The sequence below is a fragment of the Mesorhizobium sp. P2_D1 genome (assembly GCF_056404455.1).
Genome location: NZ_JBFUDZ010000021.1, coordinates 32956 through 59490, shown reverse-complemented (window position 1 = coordinate 59490; position 26535 = coordinate 32956). Strand labels below are relative to the sequence as shown.

General features: G+C 63.8%; 19 protein-coding genes. 14 read left to right on the top strand and 5 right to left on the bottom strand.

Annotated elements, in window-relative coordinates:
- Positions 1 to 73: 73 nt before the first annotated feature.
- Complete coding sequence (locus AC1D0I_RS17000; RefSeq protein WP_477396518.1) at positions 74 to 982, top strand: LysR family transcriptional regulator; 909 nt, start codon at positions 74 to 76, stop codon at positions 980 to 982.
- 55 nt (positions 983 to 1037) lie between these two features.
- On the opposite strand, the gene AC1D0I_RS16995 is transcribed toward AC1D0I_RS17000, so the two are convergent.
- Both AC1D0I_RS16995 and AC1D0I_RS16990 read right to left on the bottom strand, forming a co-directional pair.
- On the bottom strand, positions 1038 to 2087 hold the full coding sequence (locus tag AC1D0I_RS16995; protein WP_477396516.1) for an aldo/keto reductase: 1050 nt from the start codon (positions 2085 to 2087) through the stop codon (positions 1038 to 1040).
- Positions 2088 to 2195: 108 nt separating this feature from the next.
- Positions 2196 to 2858 (bottom strand): YggS family pyridoxal phosphate-dependent enzyme, encoded by a 663-nt coding sequence (locus tag AC1D0I_RS16990; RefSeq protein ID WP_477396514.1) that lies wholly within the window; start codon positions 2856 to 2858, stop codon positions 2196 to 2198.
- Between the two features lie 153 nt (positions 2859 to 3011).
- Between AC1D0I_RS16990 and leuS the strand changes: the two genes are divergently transcribed.
- The 3 genes from leuS (at position 3012) to AC1D0I_RS16975 (ending at position 9209) form a co-directional block, all read left to right on the top strand.
- Positions 3012 to 5636 (top strand): leucine--tRNA ligase, encoded by a 2625-nt coding sequence (gene leuS, locus AC1D0I_RS16985; RefSeq protein ID WP_477396513.1) that lies wholly within the window; start codon positions 3012 to 3014, stop codon positions 5634 to 5636.
- The gene (gene lptE, locus AC1D0I_RS16980; protein ID WP_477227629.1) at positions 5623 to 6204 is read left to right on the top strand and encodes an LPS assembly lipoprotein LptE; all 582 of its coding nucleotides are present in this window, start codon (positions 5623 to 5625) and stop codon (positions 6202 to 6204) included. Before leuS ends, lptE begins: the two co-directional genes overlap by 14 nt.
- A 296-nt stretch (positions 6205 to 6500) precedes the next feature.
- Positions 6501 to 9209 (top strand): DNA translocase FtsK, encoded by a 2709-nt coding sequence (locus AC1D0I_RS16975; protein WP_477396511.1) that lies wholly within the window; start codon positions 6501 to 6503, stop codon positions 9207 to 9209.
- Between the two features lie 116 nt (positions 9210 to 9325).
- Here AC1D0I_RS16975 and fsa read toward each other — a convergent pair whose 3' ends face one another.
- On the bottom strand, positions 9326 to 9982 hold the full coding sequence (fsa, locus tag AC1D0I_RS16970) for a fructose-6-phosphate aldolase (RefSeq protein WP_095084171.1): 657 nt from the start codon (positions 9980 to 9982) through the stop codon (positions 9326 to 9328).
- Positions 9983 to 10072: 90 nt separating this feature from the next.
- On the opposite strand from fsa, the gene AC1D0I_RS16965 reads away from it, so the two are divergent.
- Together AC1D0I_RS16965 and AC1D0I_RS16960 are read left to right on the top strand one after the other, a co-directional pair.
- Positions 10073 to 12256: a primosomal protein N' gene (locus tag AC1D0I_RS16965; RefSeq protein ID WP_477396509.1), complete on the top strand. Its 2184-nt coding sequence runs from the start codon at positions 10073 to 10075 to the stop codon at positions 12254 to 12256.
- Between the two features lie 52 nt (positions 12257 to 12308).
- Positions 12309 to 13004, top strand: a complete 696-nt coding sequence (locus tag AC1D0I_RS16960) for an aspartate/glutamate racemase family protein (RefSeq protein WP_477227632.1) — start codon at positions 12309 to 12311, stop codon at positions 13002 to 13004.
- A 48-nt stretch (positions 13005 to 13052) separates the two neighbouring features.
- Here AC1D0I_RS16960 and AC1D0I_RS16955 read toward each other — a convergent pair whose 3' ends face one another.
- Positions 13053 to 16022 (bottom strand): hypothetical protein, encoded by a 2970-nt coding sequence (locus AC1D0I_RS16955; RefSeq protein WP_477396508.1) that lies wholly within the window; start codon positions 16020 to 16022, stop codon positions 13053 to 13055.
- A 369-nt stretch (positions 16023 to 16391) separates the two neighbouring features.
- Here AC1D0I_RS16955 and AC1D0I_RS16950 point away from each other — a divergent pair, with 369 nt between their 5' ends.
- The 6 genes from AC1D0I_RS16950 to AC1D0I_RS16925 all read left to right on the top strand — a co-directional run bounded on the left by AC1D0I_RS16950 (position 16392) and on the right by AC1D0I_RS16925 (position 22248).
- The gene (locus AC1D0I_RS16950; RefSeq protein WP_477227634.1) at positions 16392 to 16790 is read left to right on the top strand and encodes an AGROH133_08824 family phage infection protein; all 399 of its coding nucleotides are present in this window, start codon (positions 16392 to 16394) and stop codon (positions 16788 to 16790) included.
- 246 nt (positions 16791 to 17036) lie between these two features.
- Positions 17037 to 17597 carry a F0F1 ATP synthase subunit delta gene (locus AC1D0I_RS16945; RefSeq protein ID WP_477227635.1) on the top strand — a complete coding sequence of 187 codons (561 nt, stop codon included), beginning with the start codon at positions 17037 to 17039 and terminating at the stop codon, positions 17595 to 17597.
- On the top strand, positions 17597 to 19126 hold the full coding sequence (atpA, locus tag AC1D0I_RS16940; protein WP_477396506.1) for a F0F1 ATP synthase subunit alpha: 1530 nt from the start codon (positions 17597 to 17599) through the stop codon (positions 19124 to 19126). Before AC1D0I_RS16945 ends, atpA begins: the two co-directional genes overlap by 1 nt.
- 46 nt (positions 19127 to 19172) lie before the next feature.
- A complete protein-coding gene (locus AC1D0I_RS16935; RefSeq protein WP_477396504.1) occupies positions 19173 to 20057 on the top strand; it encodes a F0F1 ATP synthase subunit gamma in 885 nt (294 codons plus the stop codon).
- 70 nt (positions 20058 to 20127) lie between these two features.
- Positions 20128 to 21741, top strand: coding sequence for a F0F1 ATP synthase subunit beta (atpD, locus tag AC1D0I_RS16930; RefSeq protein ID WP_477396503.1), 1614 nt, complete (start codon positions 20128 to 20130; stop codon positions 21739 to 21741).
- 99 nt (positions 21742 to 21840) lie between these two features.
- Positions 21841 to 22248, top strand: a complete 408-nt coding sequence (locus AC1D0I_RS16925; RefSeq protein WP_457153767.1) for a F0F1 ATP synthase subunit epsilon — start codon at positions 21841 to 21843, stop codon at positions 22246 to 22248.
- Positions 22249 to 22534: 286 nt separating this feature from the next.
- Here AC1D0I_RS16925 and AC1D0I_RS16920 read toward each other — a convergent pair whose 3' ends face one another.
- Positions 22535 to 24088 (bottom strand): mannitol dehydrogenase family protein, encoded by a 1554-nt coding sequence (locus AC1D0I_RS16920; protein ID WP_477396501.1) that lies wholly within the window; start codon positions 24086 to 24088, stop codon positions 22535 to 22537.
- Between the two features lie 96 nt (positions 24089 to 24184).
- Here AC1D0I_RS16920 and uxaC point away from each other — a divergent pair, with 96 nt between their 5' ends.
- Both uxaC and AC1D0I_RS16910 read left to right on the top strand, forming a co-directional pair.
- Positions 24185 to 25645, top strand: coding sequence for a glucuronate isomerase (gene uxaC / locus AC1D0I_RS16915; RefSeq protein ID WP_477396499.1), 1461 nt, complete (start codon positions 24185 to 24187; stop codon positions 25643 to 25645).
- Positions 25646 to 25757: 112 nt separating this feature from the next.
- Positions 25758 to 26534, top strand: a complete 777-nt coding sequence (locus AC1D0I_RS16910) for a FadR/GntR family transcriptional regulator (RefSeq protein WP_477396497.1) — start codon at positions 25758 to 25760, stop codon at positions 26532 to 26534.
- The last annotated feature ends 1 nt before the right edge of the window (position 26535 follow it).

Here is a 26535-nt window from a genome sequence, read left to right as displayed (position 1 = left end):
CCGAAAGATTGTGTCGCCATGCATTGTGAACCAGACTTGCGCCGGGCACATTTTCTGTGAAATAGATTCACAGATGGCCAGGCCCGACATCAATCGCTCCGGCGAGATCGAAGTGTTCGTGCGCGTCGTCGAGGAAGGTAGTTTCTCTTCTGCGGCACGCGCGTTGCGCATGACGCCGTCGGCGGTCAGCAAGCTGATCGCGCGGCTGGAGGCCCGGCTTGGCGCTCGGCTGGTCAGCCGTTCGACGCGAAAACTGCAACTGACGCCGGAAGGCACCGCGTTCTACGACAGCGGCCTGCGCATCCTGGCCGACATGGCGGCGGCCGAGCAGGAAGCCGCGGCGGGGGCGGCGCCACGCGGGCGGTTGCGCGTCAACTCCTACGTTCCGTTCGGGGTGCATCGGCTGATCCCTCTTCTGCCGCGCTTCCTCGAACGTTACCCCGAGATTTCGGTCGATCTGGTGCTGACCGACAGTGTCATCGACCTGATGGCGGAACGCGCCGATGTCGCCATCCGCGCCGGGCCGCTCGGCGAATCGCGGCTGGTGGCGCGCAAGCTCGGGCAAAGCCCGGTGGCGGTCGTTGCAGCACCTTCCTACCTCCAGATGCATGGCACGCCGCTAACACCGGCCGATCTCGACAGGCACAACCGCATGGGCTTCGGTTTCGTGCGGCATCTCGACGGCTGGCCATTCCGTGACGCGGCTGGCAACGCCATCATGGTTCCGATCACCGGCAACACGCTGGTCAGCGATGGCGAGGCGATGCGGCTGATGGCACTGGCGGGCGCGGGCATTGCCCGGCTGGCGCGCTGGCACGTGGCAGCCGATATCGCGGCCGGCCGGCTGGTGCGGTTGCTCGAGGATTTCAATCCGGGCGACGAGGAGGCCACCCACGCCGTCTATGTCGGCCAGGGCCGGCATCTGCCGGCGCGGGTGCGGGCCTTTCTCGATTTCCTTGGCGAGAGCGTGCGGCCGACCTAAGGCGAGGCGGCTCTCGGGAGCCCATGGGCTCCCGAGATGTCTGCGCTGGCGGCGGCTAGGCTTTCGGCGTGAACGGCGCCGGGCGGCGGCCGGCGGCCTGGCGCTCCACCATCCAGCCGGGATATTCGGGCGGCAGGGCGCTGACCTCGTCGAGGCGGACGAGATCGTCGCTGTCAAGCTTCAGCTGGGTGGCGGCAAGGTTCTGTTCGATCTGCTCCATGCGGCTGGCGCCGATGATGACGCTCATCACGAAGGGCCTGGCCAGAACATAGCCGAGCGCCACCGTGGCAACGCTCACATCGTGCTTCCCAGCGATCTCGCGCATGACGGCGACGGCCGCCCAGGCGCGCTCCTCGTTGACCGGCGGAAAGTTGAGGGAGGCACGGCGGCCCTCGCCATTGCCGGGCGCGCCGAGGCCGTATTTGCCGGACAGCAGGCCTCCGGCCATCGGCGACCATACCATCAGGCCAAGCTTTTCCTCATTGATGAGCGGCACGATTTCGCGCTCGAGATCGCGGCCCGCGATCGAATAATAGGACTGGATGGTCTCGAAACGGGCAAAGCCCTTGCGGTCGGCGACGCCGAGCGCCTTGGCGATGCGCCAGGCCTGCCAGTTGGAAACGCCGACATAGCGGACCTTGCCGCTGGCAACCAGATCGTCGAGCGCCCGCAGCGTTTCGTCGATCGGCGTGACCATGTCCGTGCCGTGCAGCTGATAGAGGTCGATATGGTCGAGCTGCAGCCGCTCGAGGCTGGCATCGACCGAATCCATGATGTGGCCGCGTGACGAGCCACGCTGGTTGGGACCGTCGCCCATGGCGCCATGCACCTTGGTGGCGATGACCACTTTCTGCCTGTCGACGCCGAGATCCCTCAGCGACTGGCCGAGCAGCCGCTCAGACTCACCGAACGAGTAGACGTCGGCCGTATCGAAGAAATTGACGCCGGCGCCGAGCGAGCGCGCAACGATCTCGTTGACGCCCTTCTGGTCGAGGCTGGCGATCAGGCCCCATTGGGCGTTTTCGCCGGCGGCGCCGAAGGTCATGGTGCCGAGGCAAAGTTCGGAGACGAACATCCCCGTATTTCCAAGCTGGTTGTAACGCATGGTGGAGGCTCCAGGAGAATGGTGATGACACCAATCAAATAGGAACGGTACGTTTCGTTTCTAGTGTTGGCACAACGTGCATGACAGATTGGCCCAAAGGCGGTGGCGTCAGCGGCTGCCGAATATCGCCGAGCCGACTCGGACGCTGGTGGCGCCGAACGCGACCGCCGTCTCGTAGTCGCTGGACATGCCCATCGACAGTTTGGTGACGCCGGCCTCATGCGCAAGCTTCTCCAGCAAGGCGAAGTGAGGGCCTGGGTTCTCGTCGGCCGGCGGGATGCACATCAGGCCTTCGATGGCGAGGCCGTGGACACCACGGCAGCGGGTGACGAAGGCGACCGCGTCGCGCGGTTCGATGCCGGCCTTCTGCGGCTCGGAGCCGGTGTTGACCTGGACATAGAGCTTCGGCGCGCGGCCCAGTCTGGCGATCTCCCTGGCGAGTTCGACGGCGATCTTGTCGCGATCGACCGTCTCGATGACATCGAACAGCGCCACCGCCTCCTTTGCCTTGTTCGACTGCAGCGGACCGATCAGATGCAGCTCGATGTCGGCAAAAGCCTCCTTCAGCGCCGGCCATTTGCCTTGCGCCTCCTGCACGCGGTTTTCGCCGAACACGCGCTGGCCGGCCTCGATGACCGGGCTTATGTCAGCGGCGTCAAAGGTCTTGGAAACCGCGACCAGCGTCACCGCGCCAGGATCGCGGCCGGCTTCGCGCTCGGCGGCGGCGATCTTGGCCTTGACCGCGAAAAACTGCTGAACGGCGTCACCCATATGCAAATCCCGCTGTTTTGATCCGCGTTTTTGACCGACGCGAGACCCATATGGTTGACGGGTTTGCCAAACCATGGTGAACACCCGGACCATATCCAATGAACTGCCGAGCTGTCGCCCGCAGTCCGCATGCTTTTAAGTGAAAAACGTCCCATGGCAACCGAACGATACAATCCGCGCGCGTCAGAGCCCAAATGGCAGAAGGCCTGGGACGCCAGGAAGCTTTTCGAAGCGCACAATGACGATCCGCGCCCGAAATACTACGTGCTGGAAATGTTCCCCTATCCGTCGGGGCGCATCCACATCGGCCACACCCGCAACTACACGATGGGTGACGTGGTGGCGCGCTACAAGCGGGCCAAGGGCTTCAACGTGCTGCACCCGATGGGCTGGGACGCCTTCGGCATGCCGGCCGAGAACGCGGCTATGCAGAACAAGGTCCATCCCAAGGAATGGACCTACCAGAACATCGCCACCATGCGCGAGCAGCTCAAGGTCATGGGCCTGTCGCTGGACTGGGCGCGCGAATTCGCCACCTGCGATGTCGACTACTACCACCGTCAGCAGATGCTGTTCCTCGATTTCGTCGAGAAGGGGCTGGTGACGCGCAAATCCTCCAAGGTCAACTGGGACCCGGAGGACATGACCGTGCTCGCCAACGAACAGGTCATCGACGGACGCGGCTGGCGTTCGGGGGCGCTGGTCGAACAGCGCGAACTGACGCAGTGGTTCTTCAGGATCACCGATTTCGCGCAGGACCTGCTGGATTCGCTCGACGGCCTCACCGAATGGCCGGAAAAAGTGAAGCTGATGCAGCAGAACTGGATCGGCCGCTCCGAGGGCCTGCTGATTCGCTGGCCGCTGGCCGACGCCATCGGCGGCGAGCATGAGCTGGAAGTCTATACGACAAGGCCCGACACCATTTTCGGCGCCTCCTTCATGGCTGTCGCCGCCGATCACCCGCTGGCCAGGAAGGCTGCCGAGACCAATCCGGCGCTGGCCAAGTTCATCGACGAGGTCCGCCATATGGGGACTTCGGTGGCGGCCCTGGAGACGGCTGAGAAGAAGGGCTTCGACACCGGCATCCGCGTCGTTCACCCGTTCGACGACAGCTGGACGCTGCCGGTCTATGTCGCCAATTTCGTGCTGATGGAATACGGCACCGGCGCCATCTTCGGCTGTCCGTCCGGCGATCAGCGCGACCTCGACTTCGCCAACAAATACGGCCTGCCGGCGATCCCGGTGGTGATGCCGGAAGGCGAGAATCCAGGCAGCTTCCAGATCATCGATGAAGCCTATGTCGGCGACGGCGTCATGATCAATTCGCGCTTCCTCGACGGCATGAAGCCGGACCAGGCGTTCGACGAGGTCGCGAAACTGCTGGAGCAGAACACCATCGGCAACCGGCCGATGGCCGAGCGCAAGGTGAATTTCCGCCTGCGCGACTGGGGCATTTCGCGCCAGCGCTATTGGGGTTGCCCGATCCCGATGATCCATTGCGAGGATTGCGGCGTGGTGCCGGTGCCGAAGGCCGACCTGCCGGTCAGGCTGCCCGACGATGTCGATTTCGACCGGCCCGGCAATCCGCTCGACCGCCATCCGACCTGGCGCCATGTCAAATGCCCGCAATGCGGCAAGGATGCGCGTCGTGAAACCGACACGATGGATACGTTCGTCGATTCGTCGTGGTATTTCGCGCGCTTCACGGCGCCTAGAGCGTATGAGCCGACCGATCCCAAGGCAGCCAATGAGTGGCTGGCGGTCGACCAGTATATTGGCGGCATCGAGCACGCGATCCTGCATCTGCTCTATTCGCGCTTCTTCACCCGCGCCATGCGCGAGACCGGCCATGTCGATCTGGCCGAGCCGTTCAAGGGCCTGTTCACGCAAGGCATGGTGGTGCACGAAACCTATCGCGTCGGCTCGGCGTCGAATGGCCGCTGGCTGGCGCCTACGGAAGTGCGGCTGGAGGACGACGACGGCAAGCGCCGCGCCATCGACATCGCCACCGGCGAGGCGGTGACGATCGGCCCGCTTGAAAAGATGTCGAAGTCGAAGAAGAACACGGTGAGCCCGGAAGACATCACCGACGGCTACGGCGCCGACACGGCGCGCTGGTTCATGCTGTCGGACTCACCGCCCGAGCGCGATGTCGAATGGACCGACGATGGCGCCGCCGGCGCGCATCGCTTCATCCAGCGCATCTGGCGCCTGGTGTCGACGGCCGCCGAGACGCTGGCCGGCATCGAGCCCGTGGCGGCCAATGCCGGCGAGGCGGCAGTGGTTTCGAAAGCTGCGCACAAGATCCTGAAGGCGGTCGGCGAGGATATCGAAAAGCTCGCCTTCAACCGCGCCATCGCCCGCATCTACGAACTGGCCAATGCGCTGACCACGCCGCTCAACGATGTGGCCGAAGGCAAGGCTGATGCGGCGCTGAAAGGCGCTTGCCGGCAGGCCGTGGAGATACTCGTGCATCTGATCGCGCCGGTCATGCCGCATCTGGCCGAGGAGTGCTGGGAAACGCTCGGCGGCACCGATCTGGTCGCCGAACGGCCGTGGCCGGTCTTCGATCCGGCACTGGTCGTCGACAACGAAGTTACCTATCCGGTACAGGTCAACGGCAAGAAGCGGGGGGATTTGACAATTGCCCGCGACGCGGACCAAGGTGCGGTCGAAAAAGCGGTATTGGCCCTCGACTTCGTGCAGAAAGCACTCGAAGGTAAGGCTCCGCGCAAGGTGATCATCGTGCCGCAGAGGATCGTCAATGTCGTTGCCTGATCGAAAGACAGAGCTGGGCCGTTTGCTGCGCCGCGTGGCGCTTGCTGGCCTGCTCGGCTCGCTTGCGCTGGCCTCGGCCTGCACGGTGCGGCCGCTCTATTCGAGCGAGCCGTTGTCGACCAGCTCGACCGGCAGTGCCAATTCCGAACTGGCGTCGATCGGCATCAAGCCGGTCAACACGCGTTTCGGGCAGCAGGTGCGCAACAATTTGATCTTCGGATTTGGACGAGGCGCTGGCGAACCGGCCTCGCCGGCCTATTCGCTCTTTCTCGGCGTGGGCGAAGCCGTCGAATCCGCGGCACTCGTGCAGGTCGGAACCGACGAAGACGAGCCGACCGCTGGTTCCGTGACGCTGACCGCCAACTACACGCTGAGCGATGCCAAGACCGGGGCGAAGATCGCGTCCGGGAGGCGCTCGATCACCTCGTCCTTCGACAGGCCGCGTCAGGAATTCGCCGCATACCGGGCGCAGATCGACGCCGAGAACCGTGCCGCGCGCGAACTGGCCGAAGCGCTGCAACTGTCCATCGCTCAGGACCTGGTCAAGTACGGCAAGACGGCCGGCTAGCGCATCATCGTTTCGAACGCTCCCCGCCTCAAAATGCGGGTATGGCGGGCAATGGTGACGTTGATCACGCGCACAAAGTCAGTCCGCCCGAGATTCCGTGGAGGTGGCCTACCTCACGCCTTGTGGTTCCCGCAATCAGATTGCGCCGGCGTGAGTGCTGCCTGACAACGGGTCGCTGGTTGCGACCGGTACGATGACATGCTGTCCCAAGATCGTCGACGATCGCGCCGCCGGGAAGCAACTGTTAACCACTCGCTCCCTATTGCTCGGCAGGTGTTTCAGAGCGAGTCGTGAGAATGGAATCCAAGCGTTTTTCCCGGGTCAATTCATTGAAGGCAACTTCGCCCGATGACCCCGGGGTAGAGCGTTTCGAGGGCGCGGGTGGCAGGGCCGGTCGGCAAGCTCCCTCAGCCGCGACAGGCGGCCATGCTCGCCAAACTCACCAGGGACAGGACGGCCGGCAGTCCGGCATACACCAGACAGGCTATTCCGCACGGGTTGTTGATCTTGGCGGTAGCAGGCGGCCCTATATGGAGCCGAGGGTCGACCAGGGGACGAGCCATGCGTCCCCGAAAATCGGCGACATCGAAAGTCCTGCCTGGCAGGAATATTTCTTCCTCGCGCCCAACGTGCGTTTTACGCGCACGCCTGACTACGAGACCAAGAAGCATCGCCAGCAGAGCGACCCTGTCGTCGAACAAGGCGCTCCAGACGCGCTCCCAACGCAGCAGGCAGTCACACAGCCCATCGTTGACAAGGCACCAGTTGCTCCCTCGCTGCTGGCATTGCCGGTTTCGGTGAAAAGCCGCAATTTGGAAACAGCCCGGTTGCAGGGCAGCAGCGAACCGGCCGCATCAAGGACGTCGCCGCTGGCTGCAGCGTCTGCTGCGTCGGGGCGTGCCAACGACAAGGCACGACGTGCGCCGTCGGTACCTGCAACGCCGGCCGCAACGGGACGAGCATCCGTGCGCATGGCCGCCGTCCCGGCAGGCAGCGCGGCGACTAAGACAGCCAACCCCGAGACACTGCGCTGGCCTCATCTCTCCGATCACGCCTTCTTCGAGGTCATGGCGCCCTACCTTGTCGACGTCTCGTCCCAGGCCCGGCCAGCCAGCCCGGCCACTCCGGCGCCGGCCGCCGCTGCGCGAATTGGTATCAGCCCATCGATGGTGGCCGACACCACCTCGCTGTTTCGTGTCATCGAATGGCTTCCAGGCCAGCCCTCGAAACCTTTATCCGATGTCTGGCCGTCCAACTCGAACGAAGCTGTCGCCCAGTCCCACGTGCCGGCGAGCAATGCGCCGCTGCAGACAGAGACCGCTCTAATCCCCGCTGCGGCAAGGGATGCCGTTGCCGTGCCAATCGTTCGGAGTCGGGACGTCGCCGTGCGGGCCGCGGCCGCGTCCCCACGCTTGCCTCTGGCCGGCAAAATCACACCTTCAATGGCGGGGGACTCCTATCAGCTCCCCTCCGAAGAGTTGTTGCAGCAGCCACCGGAGGGGCAGGGGTTCTACATGTCGCAGGAGCGGCTCGAGCAGAACGCCGATCTTCTGGAAAGCGTGCTCGAAGATTTCGGCGTGCGCGGCGAGATCATTCATGTTCGCCCGGGCCCGGTCGTCACGCTCTATGAGTTCGAGCCAGCGCCTGGTGTCAAATCCTCTCGTGTCATCGGGCTCGCCGATGACATCGCCCGCTCCATGTCGGCGGTTTCGGCGCGCGTCGCCGTCGTGCCTGGCCGCAATGTCATCGGCATCGAGCTTCCGAACGAGATGCGCGAAACGGTCTATTTCCGCGAGCTGATCGAATCGGAGGGCTTCCGCAAGACCAGCTGCAAGCTGGCGCTTTGTCTCGGCAAGACGATCGGCGGCGAGCCTGTCATCGCCGAGTTGGCGAAGATGCCGCACCTGCTCGTGGCAGGCACCACCGGCTCCGGCAAGTCGGTCGCCATCAACACGATGATCCTGTCGTTGCTCTACCGGCTGAAGCCGGAAGAGTGCCGCCTGATCATGGTCGACCCCAAGATGCTGGAGCTCTCCGTCTATGACGGCATCCCGCATCTTCTGACCCCGGTCGTCACGGATCCCAAAAAGGCGGTCACCGCGCTCAAATGGGCGGTGCGCGAGATGGAGGACCGCTATCGCAAGATGGCGCGGCTCGGTGTGCGCAACATAGACGGCTACAATGAGCGCGCGGCTGCCGCCCGCGACAAGGGCGAGACGGTCGTGATGACCGTGCAGGCCGGCTTCGAAAAGGGCACCGGCGAGCCGCTTTTCGAACAGCAGGAAATCGACCTCGCGCCGATGCCTTATATCGTCGTCATCGTCGACGAGATGGCCGACCTGATGATGGTTGCCGGCAAGGAGATCGAAGGCGCCATCCAGCGTCTGGCGCAGATGGCGCGTGCTGCCGGTATCCACCTGATCATGGCAACGCAGCGCCCTTCGGTCGATGTCATCACTGGCACGATCAAGGCTAACTTCCCGACCCGGATTTCCTTCCAGGTGACTTCCAAGATCGACAGCCGCACCATCCTGGGCGAACAGGGCGCCGAACAGCTGCTTGGCCAGGGCGACATGCTGCACATGATGGGTGGGGGGCGCATTTCGCGCGTGCATGGCCCGTTTGTTTCCGACGCGGAAGTCGAGCATGTCGTGGCGCATCTAAAGGCGCAGGGTCGCCCCGAATATCTGGAGACCGTCACGGCCGACGAGGATGAGGAAGAAGCCGAAGGCGATCAGGGTACGGTCTTCGACAAGGGCTCCGTTGCAGCCGAAGACAATGATTCCATCTATGACGAGGCGGTCAAGGTGGTGGTGCGCGACAAGAAGTGCTCGACGTCTTACATCCAGCGCCGCCTCGGTGTCGGTTACAACCGCGCCGCATCGCTGGTCGAGCGCATGGAAAAGGAAGGGTTGGTCGGTGCACCCAACCATGTCGGCAAACGCGAGATCATCATGGGCCGGCGCCCGCAGATGAGCGCGCCCGACGATGACGGCACCGATTGATCGGCAGGCGCGCCCTTGTCGACGTCTTCGGGAGCACAACAAAAGGCCGGTTGCCCGGCCTTTTTTATTGGAAGCGGTGTGACCTCAGCCGATCGCTATGTCAGCCGATCGCCATCTCAGCCAATGGATTGGCCGGTCTTTGCCCAGTCGGCGAGGAACTGTTCCAGGCCCTTGTCGGTCAGCGGGTGCTTGACCAGTGCCTTCAGCGTCGCCGCCGGCACGGTGGCGACATCGGCGCCAATCAGTGCTGCCTGCTTGACGTGGTTCACGGTGCGAACCGAAGCCACCAGGATCTCGGTCTGGAAATCGTAATTGTCGTAGATCTGCCGGATCTCCTGGATCAGTTCCATGCCGTCGACGCCCATGTCGTCGATGCGGCCGACGAAGGGCGAGATGAAGGACGCACCGGCCTTGGCCGCGAGCAGCGCCTGGTTGGCCGAGAAGCACAGCGTGACGTTGACCAGGCGGTTCATCTCGGTGCGGATCGTCTTGCAGGCCTTCAGGCCGTCGAGCGTCAGAGGCACCTTGATGCAGACATTGTCGGCGATCTTGGCCAGAACCTTGGCCTGCTGCATCATCTCGGAATATTCGGTGGCGGTGACTTCAGCCGAGACCGGACCCTTGACGATGTCGCAGATCTGCTTGGTGACCTCGGCGATCTTGCCGCCGGATTTCAGGATCAGCGACGGGTTGGTGGTGACGCCGTCAAGCAGGCCCAGATCGTTGAGCTCACGGATATCCTTGACGTCTGCGGTGTCGACAAAAAATTTCATGGCGGTCTCCTGACGATTTCGTCGTGCTGGGAAAGGCACGTTCAGCGTTGCCCTTTGATCTAGACCAAAGTCGGGGCAAGGTCACGCTTCATGATCGAAGATTCGCCCTTTGTCGCAGCCGCACCCGTGCTGGTGCCGATGCCCGCCGAACGCCCCTACACCTATGCAGTGCCGGCCGGCATGCGCGTGGTGCCGGGCTCGATCGTGCGCGTGCCGCTTGGCCCGCGCCAGGTCGCCGGTATCGTGTGGGATGGCGTGGTCGAGACGGTCGACGCGAAAAAGCTGCGCCCGATCGAACAGGTTTTCGATTGCCCGCCGATCGACCGCGCAATGCGCCGCTTCGTCGACTGGGTGGCGCAGTACACGCTGTCGCCGCCCGGCATGGTGGCGCGCACGCTGCTCAGGGCGCCGGAAGCGTTCGACCCCGAACCATGGATCGAGGGGCTGCAGCGCACCCTCTTGACGCCCGACCGGATGACGGGTGCGAGAGAGCGCGTGCTGGAGACGGCCGAAGGCGGACTTGCCTGGACGCGCTCCGGCCTGGCGCACGCGGCAGGCGTGTCGTCGACGGTGATCGACGGCCTGAGGGCGCAAGGCGTGTTCGAGACGGTGATGATCCCGCCGCGCCCGGTGGTGGCCGCGCCCGACACAAGCTACGCCGTGTCGGAATTGATGCCGGACCAGAGCGACGCGGCGCGGATGCTGCGCGCCAATGTCGCGGCCGGTGTGTTCAATGTCGCGCTGCTCGACGGCGTCACCGGGTCGGGCAAGACCGAGGTTTATTTCGAAGCGGTGGCGGCCGCCCTCGACCAGGGCAAGCAGGTGCTGATCCTGCTGCCGGAAATCGCGCTGACGCACGCCTTTCTCGAGCGTTTCCAGCAACGTTTCGGCGCCAAGCCGGGCGAATGGCATTCGGACCTGCCGCCGCGGATGCGCGAACGCGTCTGGCGGCAAGTGGCGGAAGGCGGCGTGCGCGTCGTCGCCGGTGCTCGCTCGGCGTTGTTCCTGCCGTTCAGGGAGCTTGGCCTGATCGTCGTCGACGAGGAGCATGACCCCGCCTACAAGCAGGAAGACCGCGTCTTCTACAATGCGCGCGACATGGCGGTGGTGCGCGGCCATATCGGCAGCTTTCCGGTGGTGCTGGCGTCGGCGACGCCATCCGTCGAAAGCCGGGTCAATGCCAGCCAGGGCCGCTACAACAGGGCGGTGCTTTCCGCCCGCTTTGCCGAGGCGGCTCTTCCGCATCTCAAGGCGGTCGACATGCGGCGCGCGCCGCCGGCACGTGGCGGCTTCCTGTCGCCGGTGCTGCTCGACCAGATGCGCCAGACGCTGGGGAAGAAGGAGCAATCGCTGCTGTTCCTCAACCGGCGCGGCTATGCGCCGCTGACGCTGTGCCGCGTCTGCGGCCATCGCTTCGGCTGCCCGGTCTGCTCGGCCTGGCTGGTTGAGCACCGGTTTCGCGGCCAACTGGTCTGCCATCATTGCGGGCACAATGAACGCCGCCCCGAAGCCTGTCCGGAATGCGGTACGCTGGACCACCTGGTCGCTTGCGGACCCGGCGTCGAGCGCATCGCCGAAGAGGTCGTCGCGCATTTCCCGGACGCGCGCACCATCGTCTTGTCGTCCGACCTGATGGGCGGCGTGCGGCGGTTGCGGCTGGAGCTGGAAGCGATCGCCAATGGCGAGGCAGACATCGTCATCGGAACGCAGCTTGTCGCCAAGGGTCACAACTTCCCCAACATGACTTTGGTCGGTGTCGTCGATGCCGATCTCGGCCTCGCCAATGGCGATCCGCGCGCCGCCGAGCGCACCTTCCAGCTGCTCAGCCAGGTGACCGGCCGCGCCGGCCGTACCGGCAAGAAGAGCCTCGGCCTGCTGCAGACTTTCCAGCCCGACCATCCGGTTATGCGGGCGATCGTCTCCGGCGACGCCGAGGCCTTTTACGAGCGCGAGATCGCCGAGCGCGAACGGGCGGCCCTGCCGCCGTTCGGGCGGCTCGCCGGCGTCATCGTCAGCGCGGTGACGCGGGCGGAAGCCGAGGGCCATGCGCGCGGCCTGCGCCGCGCCGCGCCCGAGGCCACCGACCTGTTCGTGCTGGGGCCCGCCGAGGCGCCGCTGTCACTGCTCGGCGGGCGTCACCGTTTTCGCCTGCTGATCCAGGGCGAACGGCGCGCCGACATGCAAGGCTTCATCCGCGCCATGCTGGCCAACGGGCCAAAACAGCGCGGCTCGGTCAGGGTGCAGGTCGACATCGATCCGCAGAGTTTTTTGTAAGGGCGCGATTCGGCGCTAGGCTGCCGCCAAGCCGGCAAGACAGGAAGATCACATGAAAACCCTCGGCCTTCTGGGCGGCATGAGCTGGGAATCGACCGCCATCTACTACCGTCTGCTCAACGAGATCGTGCGCGAGCGGCTCGGCGGGCTGCATTCGGCCAAACTGCTGCTGTGGTCGTTCGATTTTGCCGAGATCGCCGAGCGGCAACATCATGGCGACTGGGACGGCGCCGGCGCGCTTCTGGCTGACGCGGCACGCAAGCTCGAGGCGGGCGGCGCGGAGGGCCTGCTTCTGTGCACCAACACCATGCACAAATTGGCCGACCAGGTGCAGGCGTCGGTATCGATCCCGTTGATCCACATAGCCGACGCCACCGCGCTTGCCGTCAAGCGTGCCGGCATGCAGCGCCCGGCGCTGCTGGCGACGCGCTTCACCATGGAGCAGGATTTCTACAAGGGCCGGCTCGCCGACAAACATGGGTTGCAGCCCATTGTGCCCGATGCCGCCGGCCGCGACATGGTGCATCGCGTCATCTACGAGGAACTGTGCCAGGGCGTCGTCACCGAAACTTCGAAGGCGGCCTACATCGCCGAGACCGAACGCCTGCGTCGCGAAGAGGCCGCCGACAGCGTCATCATGGGCTGCACCGAGATCACCATGCTGATCGGCCAGCCGGACTTCAATATACCGGTCTTCGACACGACGCGCATCCATGCCGAGGCGGCGGTGGCCTTCATGCTGCCCTGAAGCAATTCAAGGGAAATCGCGCAGCGATTTCCCTTGGGAAGTCAGAGCTCAGGGCTGGATGGCGACAGTTCCGCTGCCGACCACTTTCAGCTTCCATCCGTCTGCCTGCGTGCCGGCGAGATTGAGATGCCCGGCCAGGAAATACAGGCGATCGGTGTCGGGGCCCTTGGCGGTGCAGAATCGATCCTGCAGATAGGACGGAGGCGTCGCCTGGTAGTAGAGGTCCGCCTCGATGCTGGCAGGGCGTGCGCCCTTCGGCAAATCGGCAAGCGGTATCGAGTAGCTAAGCGTGTCGCTGCCGCCCGATACGTAGTCGGGATCGTCCTCGACGGCGGTCCCGCCGACGTCGACGGCGAGTTCCTCATCGGCGCCCAATGCCTTGGCGATTTCGAGCCGGCTTTCGATCGGCAGGAAACCCGCCGGTAGTATCCGGTTGTCCTTCACCTCCGTGCAGATCGACAGGAAGCTGGTCGTCAGTTCGCCTTCCGGCTTGGATTGCGCATTGCAGACCGGATTGGGTGTGTCGGCGGGCGGCGTTGAGACCAGTTCCTGATAGATCTGAACCTGATCCTGTCGCGTGATCTTCTGGTAGTGTGGCTGATGCGGCCGTTCGCCAGGATGGAGGCGGCCGGAACAATCGTCCTTCCACCAGAGCTCACCATCAAGCGGCTTGCCGTCGGCGCCGACGATCACACCGGCAGCATTTGTGCGGCCGGAAACCCAAAGCTGTTCGCCATTCTGGTCGAGCACGCTGAAGGTGAGGAACGCACGCCGGAAACCCACCCCGGAGGGAAACTTGTGACCGGCCAGGTTCTTCACCGTCACTTTGACATCTAGCGCGTCGGCAGTCATGGCAAGGTCGCTGACGGTGACAGTGGCTGTTGCCTGCGAGGCCTGGTCCAGCATCGCCTGCTCGGTGAGGACGAGAGGATCGAGCGCCTTCTTGCCCATCATGGGATCGCGCGTCCTGATGYCGAAAACTTCGGGAAACTGCTGCGCCATCTTGACCAGGAAGACGTTGAGACCGACGAGCGTGTGGCGGGCAAATCCCTCGCGAACCGAAAGATCCGGCGCGTTGCTGGACTCGGTCTGCGGGAAATTGAGATTTTCCTGGATGCTGGCGATCTTGCTCATCGTCGGCGATCCGTCCTGTTCCGTCGATGGCATGTGACAACCCTGGCAGCTGCGCGGCGTGGCACCGGCACCCAGTGGAAGCGGTCCGTCCGGAGTGCTGCCGGTTCGATAGGCACTGAAAGCCCATTCCGGATAGGTCGTCTGCTCGTAGATATGCGCCAGGGTGTTGGTGCCCTGCAGAACCGGCAAATGAACCGTGTGGCATGTCCCGCAGACCTCGGAGCTCATGATCGTGGCGTCGTGGACCGGTTTGATGCCGAGCGCCGTATGCATCGGCCCGACCTCCGGTTTCTCGAACGGGCCGATGAGCGTATCGGGCGAACCGACCATGAAGCTGCCGGTGAAGGTCTTGGCAAAGCCCGTCGCGTGCGGATTGAGCAGCGCCTGCCGCTCGTCGACGCAGGCGTTCTGCGGCTGATCGCCCAGCGGTCCGCTGGCCTTGCTGTTGAGCACCATGCGGTGACAGGATGTGCAGGTGATGCCATCGCGGGCAAGCATGCCGTAATTGGCGAGCGCGGCACCCGGATTGTCGGCCGGCCAGGGCGTCGCATCGACCATGTCGCGCGTGAACAATTCGCATTTGCCCGAGCGCGCCTTCTCGTCGATGTGGAACTGCCGTTCCCCGGCGATGCCGTGGCAGCCAAGGCAAACGTCCTGCACCACACCGGACATTTTGGGGTGAAAGCTTTGCGTTTCACTGGCCAGTTGCGCGAAGAATATCGGGTCGCGGCCTCCCAGCCCCATCGGCGAGGTTCGCCAGGTCGCCAGCGGAGACAGATTGATCAAGCCATCGCCATGCGGGTTTGGCCTGGTCATGTCGAACTGCAGCCCGGTGCTGCCGGCATCATGACAACCCAGGCATTGGCTCGAGGTCAGGAACGTATCGGACGCACCAGGACCCTTGGCCCCGACCCAGGTGTTGTCGTAAGTTTCAGAAGGCATTCGCGAGACGGTCTCATAGGTCGGCATCTCGCGGACGTAGGCCTGCAGGGCGGCAATCACGTCGGCGTTCGGACTGTAGAGCGGTTGGCCGAGACGCGGGTTGGCATTGACCGGCAAAACGACGGTCTGGTGCAAGGTTTCTGCCGGCGCTCCCTTGAAGAAATCCTGTGCGAGATAGTTGAGCGGCTTGCCCGGCTCACCCGCGATGTTCTTGGGCGATGCGAAAGTCAGATTGTCGGCCGCCGACGCATGGCAGTTCATGCAGTACTGGGCGAAACCCATGTTGGGCAGGCTGTTGTTGTCGGCCGGCAGGGCTGGCCAATCCGGTGTCCAGCCGCTCTGGCTGCCAAAGCCGTACCAGCCCCAGAACCAGCCATCGTAAGAGGCGCTGGCATCGCGGATCATGATCGCGGCGCCGCTGGTTGGAAAAAGTTTGAGAGGATCGATCGTCCGGCAATCCGACGCCGGCTCCGAAAACATCTCCTTGACCATGATGGCACCGTCGGGAACCGGCGGCGGATGATCGATCTCGCCCTCGGCGGAGCGATTCTTGCGAAGCCAGTCCATCATCTCCGGCGAATACCAGATCATGACAGGCGCATGGGTTCCGAAATCCTTGCCCAGCCAGGCGCCGTTGACCAGGGTCGCGATGCGGGGTCCGGCCTGGCGCACATATTTGTCGTGCACCCATCCGGCAGCTTCGTTGCGATAACAGTAACTGCCGAGATACTGGTTGAGCTTGTTCTCGTAGTCGCCCAGAGGCAGCGCCGACGGCTTCTTGATCGCGGCCTCGAGCTCATGGCAGACCAAGGGATCGGCGGGAGCCATGGCCGTCGGCCGTTCGGCGATACAGTCCGCGCGTGCACCCTGCGCGATCCCGGCAAGGGCGGCCGCTGCGATCCAGATGCTGGCCAGATGCAATGTCCGACAAAGATCCGGCATGATCGTCTCCGAATTTCGAGATCCTGCCTGCCGCACTCCCGTCCGCGCAGATTTCACAGGTGATCGCACAACATGTGAAGTTGCTAAAATAAACAAGAAGTCGACGAAAGGAACATTCGAAGCATAATACTTGCGTTACGCCGCGGCAAGACAGCGATCTATACTATCGAAGAAATTGTCCGCGTATCTCTTGTCCAAGGAATTGTTTCCCTGCCAACCGAATCGGCTGCCAAGTCGCGGCTTCCAAGCGTGAGGCGACGGCATTCCAAGGCGGCCCTGCCGAGCCCCGGCTTTCCGGGGGTGCGCTTGACTTCCTCCACGGGCGACATTCAATGCATCCGGAATTACTGTGAGGGGGTTCGAGACAAGATGGATTTTGCGCTTCCATGGCCGACGAGTCAGGGCGAATGGCTGGCGTGGTCGAGCGCCGTCGTCACCGTTCTGCAAGGGCTTTTGTTTTTTCTGGCGCCCCACCTGGCCTTCCGGATTCTTCGCTTGCAGGTAAGGCCCGAGAAGGTGGCGGCGATCGCCGAGGGGCGCGGCAGGATGTCGGGCTTCTATCTTGGCGTCGGCCTGTGCTGTCTCCTGCTCGGCCCACAGCCCTTTCTCTATATGGCTCTTGGCTTCTCCTGGCTGTTCACTGCCTTCGGCCGGCTGCTGTCGATGATGTCGGATGGCGCCAATACGCCTTTCAATTGGGTGTCCATTGTGGTGGAATTGGCATTGGCGGCGTTGCCGCTCGCCTTTGCCTTCGGCTTTCTGCCTTGAATCCCTGGGGTTTCCGGGGCGGAAGGCAGGACTCTTTTGCCGGATGCGACAATAGTGCCTGAAAACCATGCGGAACGACGCATTGCGGTCTTAAAATGCCTGTGGTAGACGGCAATCGACTTTCGGCCGGGGATAGCGGAAGCCGCGTCTCCGTGCTTGGAAAAATGCAGTAAGGTCAAAGATTTAGCCAGAGTTTTTGCTCGCGCCAACAATCTGCGGCCTGTCAGACAAGAGAAAAGACGGTCCGTGGCCCAATCGTCATCGCCAATCTCAGGTGTCGCAGAACGCTACGCGGGTTCGCTGTTCGAACTCGCCCTGCAGGCAAATTCGGTCGCCAAGGTCGAGGCAGACCTCAACAGTTTCGAGGCGATGCTCGCGGGCAGTGCCGACCTTACCCGGCTGATCAACAGCCCGGTGTTTTCCAGCGAGGATCAGGCCAAGGCCATCGCGGCGATCGCCGACAAGGCAGGGATCACCGGCCTCACCGGCAATTTCCTGCGCGTCGTGGCCCGTAACCGCCGTCTGTTCGCCATCCCCGGCATGATCAGGGCGTTCCGCCAGATCGCCGCCGAACACCGTGGCGAGACCGCTGCTGAAGTGACGTCGGCGCACGAGTTGACCGATGCCCAGCAGAACGAACTCAAGGCGGCGCTGAAAAGCGTTGCCGGCAAGGACGTGGCCATCTCTGTCACCGTCGATCCGTCACTGCTCGGCGGGCTGGTGGTCAAGATGGGCTCGCGCCAGATCGATACGTCGCTCAAAACCAAACTCAACTCGCTCAAGCTTGCACTGAAAGAGGTCGGCTGATGGACATCCGCGCCGCGGAAATTTCCGCAATTCTGAAAGACCAGATCAAGAATTTCGGCAAGGAGGCCGAGGTCTCCGAAGTTGGACAGGTGCTGTCCGTCGGTGACGGTATCGCCCGCGTCTACGGCCTCGACAATGTCCAGGCCGGCGAAATGGTCGAATTCCCCGGCGGCACTCGCGGCATGGCGCTCAACCTCGAAGCCGACAATGTCGGCGTCGTCATCTTCGGCGCCGACCGCGACATCAAGGAAGGCGACATCGTAAAGCGCACCGGCGCCATCGTCGACGTTCCGGTCGGTCCGGGTCTGCTCGGCCGCGTCGTCGACGCGCTCGGCAATCCGATCGACGGCAAGGGCCCGATCAAGGCAGTCGAGCGCAAACGCGTCGACGTCAAGGCGCCCGGCATCATCCCGCGCAAATCGGTGAACGAGCCGATGTCGACCGGCCTCAAGGCCATCGATGCACTGATCCCGGTCGGCCGCGGCCAGCGCGAGCTGGTCATCGGCGACCGCCAGACCGGCAAGACCGCCATCATCCTCGACACGATGCTCAACCAGAAGTCGGTGCACGACAACGGCCCCGAGAAGGAAAAGCTCTACTGCGTCTACGTCGCCGTCGGCCAGAAGCGCTCGACCGTGGCGCAGTTCGTCAAGGTGCTGGAAGAGCGCGGCGCGCTCGAATATTCGATCATCATCGCCGCCACCGCGTCCGACCCGGCGCCGATGCAGTATCTGGCGCCGTTCGCCGGCTGCACCATGGGCGAGTATTTCCGCGACAACGGCATGCATGCGCTGATCAGCTATGACGATCTGTCGAAGCAGGCCGTCGCCTACCGCCAGATGTCGCTGTTGCTGCGCCGCCCGCCGGGCCGCGAAGCCTATCCGGGCGACGTCTTCTACCTGCACTCGCGCCTGCTCGAGCGCGCCGCCAAGCTCAACGACGATCTGGGCGGTGGGTCGCTGACCGCCCTGCCGATCATCGAGACGCAGGCCAACGACGTGTCGGCCTATATCCCGACCAACGTGATCTCGATCACCGACGGCCAGATCTTCCTCGAAACCAACCTGTTCTTCCAGGGCATCCGTCCGGCCGTCAACGTCGGCCTGTCGGTGTCGCGCGTCGGCTCGGCCGCGCAGATCAAGGCGATGAAGCAGGTTGCCGGCTCGATCAAGGGCGAGCTCGCGCAGTATCGCGAAATGGCGGCCTTTGCGCAGTTCGGCTCCGATCTCGACGCCGCCACGCAGCGCCTGCTCAACCGCGGATCGCGCCTGACCGAACTCCTGAAGCAGCCGCAGTTCTCGCCGCTGAAGACGGAAGAGCAGGTCGCGGTGATCTTCGCCGGCGTCAACGGCTATCTCGACAAGCTGCCGGTCAACCAGGTCGGCAAGTTCGAGCATGGCCTGCTCAGCCACATGCGTGCGGCGGGCAAGGACGTGCTCGAGGCCATCCGCAAGGAAAAGGCGCTGTCGGACGGTCTGCGCGCCAAGCTGAAGGCCGAGATCGACGCTTTCGCCAAGACCTTCGCCTGAGCGAAGCGCCAGTCGGGATGAGACAAGACGGGATCAGGTTTGAAGCATGCCTTCATTAAAAGACCTTCGTAACCGTATCGCCTCGGTCAAGGCGACGCAGAAGATCACCAAGGCGATGCAGATGGTCGCCGCGGCGAAGCTGCGCCGTGCGCAAGAGGCTGCGGAAGCGGCGCGCCCCTATTCGGAGCGCATGGGTTCCGTGCTGGCCAACATCACACAGGCAATCGGCGGCGGCGGCGATGCCCCGGCGCTGATGACCGGCACCGGCAAGGACGACGTGCATCTGCTCGTCGTCTGCAGCGCTGAGCGCGGCCTGTGCGGCGGCTTCAATTCGCAGATCGCCCGCCTTGCCCGCGACCATATCCGCAAGCTTTTGGCCGACGGCAAGCAGGTCAAGATCATCTGCGTCGGCAAGAAGGGTTTCGATATCCTGCGCCGCGACTATGCGTCGATGATTCTCGATCGTGTCGATCTGCGGGAGGTCAAGACGCTCGGCTTCGTCAATGCCGACGCGATCGCCAAGAAAGTCGTCCAGCTCTTCAACGAGGGCGGCTTCGACATCTGCACTCTGTTCTATTCGCAGTTCAAGTCGGTGATCAGCCAGATCCCGACCGCGCAGCAGATCATTCCAGCCGGTATCGCTTCGGCTCCGGCCGGGGCAGTGGATGGCGGCAGCGCCGTCTATGAATACGAACCGGAGCCGGGCGAAATCCTCTCTGATCTCATTCCGCGCAACATCTCGGTGCAGATTTTCCGGGCGCTGCTCGAAAACGCGGCCGGCGAAATGGGCGCCAAGATGAGCGCCATGGACAATGCGACGCGCAACGCCGGCGAGATGATCAACAAGCTGTCGATCACCTACAACCGCCAGCGGCAGGCGCAGATCACCAAGGAACTGATCGAAATCATTTCGGGCGCCGAGGCGCTCTAGGCGCGGTTTGCGGGTCATCGACCCGCGAGCGGACCGCGTGAGAAACAAAGGACGAAAAAGGGTAAAGACGATGGCGAAAGCAGCGACCCCCCAGAAGGTAACACCCAAGACGGCAGCCCCCAAGGCAGCAGCCGCGAAGACCGCAGCCCCCGTGAAGGCGGCGGCCAAGGCTCCGGCAGCAGCGGCGAAGGCAGCTCCGGCCAAGACGGCATCAGCACCGGCCAAGGCCGCCGCGACCAAGACATCGGCTGTCGCCACCAAGGCAACCGGCGTTGTCGGCAAGGTCCGTCAGGTCATCGGCGCCGTTGTCGACGTGCAGTTCGGCGATCACCTGCCGGCGATCCTGAACGCGCTCGAGACGACCAATGTCGGCAACCGCCTGGTGCTCGAAGTTGCCCAGCATCTGGGTGAAAACACCGTGCGCTGCATCGCCATGGACTCGACCGAAGGTCTGGTGCGCGGCCAGGAAGTGCGCGACACCGGCGGGCCGATCACCGTTCCGGTCGGTCCGGGCATGCTCGGCCGCATCATCAACGTCATCGGCGAGCCGGTCGACGAAGAAGGCCCGGTCGACGGGATCGAGATGCGCGCCATCCACCAGCCGGCTCCGACCTATGTCGAGCAGTCGACGGAAGCACAGATCCTGATCACCGGCATCAAGGTGCTCGACCTCTTGGCTCCCTACGCCAAGGGCGGCAAGATCGGCCTGTTCGGCGGCGCCGGCGTCGGCAAGACCGTGCTGATCCAGGAGCTGATCAACAACATCGCCAAGGCGCATGGTGGTTACTCGGTGTTCGCCGGCGTCGGCGAGCGCACTCGCGAAGGCAACGATCTCTATCACGAGTTCATCGAGTCTGGCGTCAACAAGAAGGGCGGCGGTGAAGGCTCCAAGGCCGCTCTGGTGTATGGCCAGATGAACGAGCCGCCGGGCGCCCGCGCCCGCGTCGGCCTGACCGGCCTGACGGTTGCGGAATATTTCCGCGACCAGGGCCAGGACGTGCTGTTCTTCGTCGACAACATCTTCCGCTTCACGCAGGCGGGTTCGGAAGTGTCGGCTCTGCTCGGCCGTATCCCGTCGGCCGTGGGCTATCAGCCGACGCTCGCCACCGACATGGGCGCGCTGCAGGAACGCATCACCACCACCACCAAGGGCTCGATCACCTCGGTGCAGGCGATCTACGTGCCCGCCGACGACTTGACCGACCCGGCGCCGGCGACCTCGTTCGCCCACCTCGACGCGACCACGACGCTCAACCGCGCCATTGCCGAAAAGGGCATCTACCCGGCCGTCGATCCGCTGGATTCGACTTCGCGCATGCTCGATCCGCTGGTCGTCGGTGACGAGCACTATGCCGTCGCGCGCCAGGTGCAGTCGATCCTTCAGCGCTACAAGTCGCTGCAGGACATCATCGCCATCCTGGGCATGGACGAGCTGTCGGAAGAGGACAAGCAGACGGTGGCACGCGCCCGCAAGATCGAGCGCTTCCTGTCGCAGCCCTTCTTCGTCGCCGAAGTGTTCACCGGCTCGCCTGGCAAGCTGGTCGACCTGGCCGACACCATCAAGGGCTTCAAGGGCCTCTGCAACGGCGACTATGACCACCTCCCGGAAGCCGCCTTCTACATGGTCGGCGGCATCGAGGAAGCGGTCGAGAAGGCGCAGCGCCTGGCGGCCGAAGCGGCATAAGAAGCGAATAGCGAATAGGGAGTAGCGAATAGGGGTTTATGAGACGAGCGAGTTTCTTCACTACTCGCTACTCACTATTCCCCGTTTGCTAGATTGATCATGGCCGAAGCTTTCAAGTTCGAACTGGTCTCGCCGGAGCGCCTGCTTGTTTCCGAGCAGGTCGAATCCGTCGTCATTCCGGGTGCAGAAGGCGAGATGACCGTGATGGCGCATCACGCGCCGGTCATGACCACGATCAAGCCGGGTGTGGTCACTGTTAAGACCGCGTCGGGCGAGGAAGAGCGTTATGTCGTGTTCGGCGGCTTCGCCGACATCGTTCCGGCTGGCTGCACGCTGTTGGCGGAGTCGGCTGTGGCGGTGAATGATGTCGACCGCGCCGATCTCGCCCGCCGCATCCAGGAAGCCAAGGAAGACGCCGCCGACGCCAAGGACGACGAGGCCCGCAGCAAGGCTGAACAGTTCCTTAGCCAGCTCACGACGCTGGAAGGCGCCATCCTGCCGGCGTAAGATTCGCTTCAGATGACTAGTGAAAAGCGGGGCCTTGCCTCGCTTTTTTGTTTGGTGGACAGTCCGGCTGCCTTGGGCATGGGGGTGGCCGATGACGGAAGAAACAGCTGCGCGAGAAACAGCTTCGCGATCCCGCTGGTCGACGGCACTACATAGGCTTTCCGGTGTTTCCGGGCGTCGATCTGGCTTGGCTGGCCAATCTTTCAGGTATCGCTTTGATGATCGTGTGGGTGGCGCTCGTCCTGCCTTTGCGTCGCGATCTGAGCCGTATCGGGTCCCGCCTCGACTATTCACTTCCTATTCCCAACGCGGCGAAGGCCAGTGTTGGACCATCCCGTCGCAGGTGTACAAGATGGACGGCCACGAGTTCAATCAGCGTCTGGCGCTCGGCGTGGTCGCTGGCGAAGCCGGCGAGTTCGAACACCGCCGTCACGGTCTCATTCGCCGGTAGCTGCTGGCTCAAAAGCTCCGTTAATGCTGCATCGAGTGGGTCGGTGAAATGGCCCTCCGGCAAGGTCTTTCCCCGCGCAGCGCAGGCGGCGATCCAGGCGGCGACCACCAGCGTGAGATGGACCAATTCGGTGCCGGCTTCCAAGCACTCCAATGCCGATGCGACGATGCGTTGCGGCAGCTTCTGGCTGCCGTCATTGGCTATCTGCGCCGTACGGTGGGCAAGAGCGGTGTTCGAAAAACGCTCGGTAAGCTCGGCCGTATAGGCTGATGTATCGAGGCCGGCATCCTCCGGCAGCGTCGAAATGGCTTCGGCCCACAATGCATCGACGAACTGCCGGATTGCCGGGTCGGCGAAGGCGCGGTCGACGGTGGCATGACCGCTGAGCAGGCCGAGATAGGCGATGCCCGAATGCGCGCCGTTGAGCAGCCTGAGCTTCATGTCCTCGAAGGGGCCGACATCGCTGACCATGGTGACGCCGAACCGTTCCCAGGCTGGTCGGCCTTCCGGAAAATTGTCCTCGATCACCCACTGGCAGAACGGCTCAGTCATGACCGGCCAAGCGTCCTCGACGCCGAGCTCGGCAGCAATCCGCGCCCGATCGGCGTCGGTGGTGGCCGGCACGATGCGATCGACCATGCTCGAGGGAAAAGCGACCTGGTCCGCGATATGACTGGCGAGGCCGCTATCGGCCTTCGCTGCGAGCCTGGCATCGCCTGATTGGGCGAGCCTGGCATCGCGCAATTCGGCGAATTCGATCAGCAGCCGGTGTAGCGTCGCACCATTGGCCGGCAGGTTGTCGCAGCAAAGCACTGTGAAAGGCGGCGTGCCAGAGGCGCGTCGCCGCGCAAGCGCCTCGGCAAGAAAACCATGCGCTGTCTTCGGCATTTGCGGATTTGCCAGATCGTGGACGATATCGGGATGAGCGGTGTCCAGCCCGCCGCCCGCGGCCCTGAGATAGGCCTTCTCGGTGATCGTCAGCGTCACGATGCGGGTGCGCGGATCGGTCATCGCGGCCAGCACGGCGCCCGGGTCCTCCGGCGCCACCAGCATCGACGCGATGGAGCCGATGACGCGAAGCTTTTCCTCGCCGCTGCTCCTGATCGCCAGCGTGTAGAGCCCGTCCTGCGGCGAGAGCGCATCGCGTGTGTCGGCGCTGCGCAGTGAWACGCCGACGATACCCCAACTCGTGTCTCCTGCCGCCAGGCAGTCGTCGACATAGGCTGCCTGATGGGCGCGATGGAAGGCGCCGACGCCGAGATGCACGATACCGGGGACGACGAGGCTGCGATCATACGAAGGAGTCGCGGCCGACGCCGGCAAAGTATGTGCCGTCATCGCGGAAAGGCGCCTGGTTGGCGTGGCGCGGCTAGTCTGGTTGGACGGCATGAGATCGCCTCTGAGATGGGTCGGCAAGCGACGTAACATCCGATTTCTTGCCACACAATGGCAGGAAAAGTCATCATACAACAATCCAATTTTTGTATGTTGACATTATTTCTTGTCGACCCTACCGATAGCGGCCCTGGGAGGATCGTCGTGGCACTGACCGATGCGGATTTGCTGTTTCCCGCCGACGCGCATTCGCGCTCCATCGCCCGCGATCTCTATGCCGGGATCAAGGACCTACCTATCGTCAGCCCGCATGGTCACACCGATCCGCGCTGGTATGCGCTGAACGAGCCGTTCCCGGATCCGGCGCAATTGCTCATCGTGCCCGACCATTACATCTTCCGCATGCTGTTCAGCCAGGGCGTTCGCCTCGAGGATCTCGGCGTGGCGACCTTGGACGGCGCGCCGGTGGAGACCGATGGCAGGGCGATCTGGCGGCGTTTTGCCGAGAACTATTTCCTCTTCCGAGGCACGCCGACCCGGCTGTGGTTCGACCATGTGCTGGCGCATCTGTTCGGCATCGACGAACCGCTGAACGCGGCGACTGCCGACCGTCACTACGACACCATCTCGACGGTGCTGCAATGGGAGAATTTCCGCCCGCGCGCGCTGTTCGAGCGCTTCAACATCGAGGTCATCGCAACGACGGAAGGCGCGCTCGACGATCTCAAATGGCACCAGATGATCCGCGACAGCGGCTGGGATGGCAAGGTCATCACCGCCTATCGGCCGGACGCCGTCGTCGATCCGGACTTCGAGGGGTTTTCGGCCAATCTCGACAAGCTCGGCGAAATCACCGGCTGCGACACCGGCAACTGGGCCGGCTATCTCGACGCGCACCGCCAGCGGCGCGCTTTCTTCAAAAGCTATGGCGCGACGTCGTCCGATCACGGCCATCCGACGGCCGAGACCGCCAATCTCTCCGATGCGGCGGCCGAGGAACTGTTCAACCGTGTGCGCCATGGTTCGGACGATGAACGCGAAAAGCGGCTGTTCCGCGCCCAGATGCTGACCGAAATGGCCAAGATGAGCCGGGATGACGGGCTTGTGCTGCAGATCCATCCCGGTTCGTGGCGCAACCATTCGCCGTCTATTTTCCAGAAGTTCGGCCGCGACAAGGGTTTCGATATCCCGACCCGAACCGACTATGTCACGGCGCTGAAGCCACTGCTTGATTGCGTCGGCCTGGAACGGGACCTGACAATCATCCTCTTCACGCTCGACGAGACCAGCTATGCGCGCGAACTGGCACCGCTCGCCGGCACCTACCCGGCGCTGAAGCTCGGGCCGGCCTGGTGGTTCCACGACAGCCCGGAAGGCATGCGCCGCTACCGCGAGATGACCACCGAAACGGCCGGTTTCTACAACACCGTCGGCTTCAACGACGACACCCGCGCCTTTCCATCCATACCGGCGCGCCATGATGTGGCGCGGCGGGTCGACTGCGCGTTCCTGGCGCGTCTCGTCGCCGAGCACCGGCTGCGCGAGGACGAGGCGCACGAGCTGGCGCGGGACCTTGCCTACACGCTTGCCAAGAAGGCGTACCGGCTCTGAACCGGGGGGAAGCGATGCGCTCGATCTGGCGCGACCCTCGTGGTTCTCGGGCTTGTGACCTATATTCCGGCCATCTCGCTCTGGTTGCCGGCGTGTTCAAATAGGGGGCGACATGGCATCGGATACCGCAACCGACCTCAGGGTCGAGAGAAAACCAAAGCTGTCGGACACCGTCGTCGCGGCGATCCGCAAGCAGCTGCAGGCGGGCGAGATCCTGCCCGGTCACAAACTGCCGACCGAAGGCCAGCTGACCGAGACCTTCGGCGTCAGCCGCACCGTCATCCGCGAGGCCCTGGCCAAACTTGCCGCCGACGGGCTGGTCGAAGCGCGCCAGGGCGCCGGCGTCTTCGTCACCGAACACATCTCGACGATGTTCGGCGCGCTGGCCGCCGACATGGGCAGCAAGGATTCGATCGCGCTCAACGTGCTCGAAGTGCGGCTGGCAATCGAAATCGAATCGGCTGGGCTTGCAGCCATCCGCCGCAACGCCGCGCAAGAGGCGGCGATCCAGGAAGCCTTCTTCGAGTTCGAACGGCTGCTGCTCGCCAGCGAGCCGACCGGGCCGGCCGACCTCGCCTTCCACCGGGCGATCGCCAGCGCCACCAACAATCCCTTCTATGTCGAGATGCTCGACGTGCTCGGCCGGCGCGCCATTCCGTGTGACGTGACCTCGCCCTGGTCGACCGAGCTGGTGCAATCCGACACATATCAGCGCGGGCTGCAGCGCGAGCATCTGGTGATCCTCAATGCGATCACATCAGGCGACGCCGAAGCCGCGCGCGAAGCGATGCGCGCGCACCTCAGCGCCAGCCAGCAGCGCTACCGCGAGCGGCTGCATGCAAGGCAGGTTTTCTATGCCAGTTCGGTCAAGGCCGCTGCCGGCGAATGAC